Annotated in this window: 1 protein-coding gene; it reads left to right on the top strand. The window is 55.1% G+C overall.

What is annotated here, in order from left to right; all coding sequences use genetic code 11:
• Positions 1-216 precede the first annotated feature (216 nt).
• A partial coding sequence (locus ACFFNA_RS35640; RefSeq protein WP_378924626.1) for an enoyl-CoA hydratase/isomerase family protein occupies positions 217-617 on the top strand: 401 nt, incomplete at its 3' end.

Below are 617 nucleotides of genomic sequence, written 5' to 3' on the forward strand. Positions count from 1 at the left end.
CGTTCAATTTCGATCATTTGCACCGTCTGAGGCATTTGTCTCTTCGCCGAACTGGCGCGAGAGACGCCTCTCCCGGTGTTTCGGCCCTCTCGCGGTCAAGGATGATCCATACAACTCACTCGTGCAAGGTTGAAACATGTGTTGCAAATCCACTTGCCTCTGTTATCGTGCCCGCCAACCGTGACCACCCGTCTAGCGGGTTATAGGAAGTACATAATGTTTGAAACGGTCGCCTACGGAATCCAGGACGGTATCGTTGAGATTCGTCTGAATCGTCCGCACCGCCTGAACGCTGTGGTGCAGAAATTATACGACGAAGTTCTGGTAGCTCTCGATCAGGCTGAAAGAGACAAAAACGTGCGCGTCATTGTCCTGACCGGAGAAGGCCGGGCGTTTTGTGTAGGCGCCGACTTGAAGGAGCACAAAGCGGGTCGCACGGCCTTCGATCGGCGACAATATCTCATGAGCGAACAAAGGGTGTGCAGACGTCTTGTCTCACACCCAAAGCCGGTCATTGCGGCGGTAAACGGCTATGCGCTTGGCGCCGGGGCCGAGATGGCTCTCGCTTGCGACTTTATAGTCATGGCCGCCTCAGCGCGGATCGGATTTCCCGAAAT

The sequence above is a fragment of the Mesorhizobium kowhaii genome (genome assembly GCF_042431665.1).
Classification (GTDB): Bacteria; Pseudomonadota; Alphaproteobacteria; order Rhizobiales; family Rhizobiaceae; genus Mesorhizobium; species Mesorhizobium kowhaii.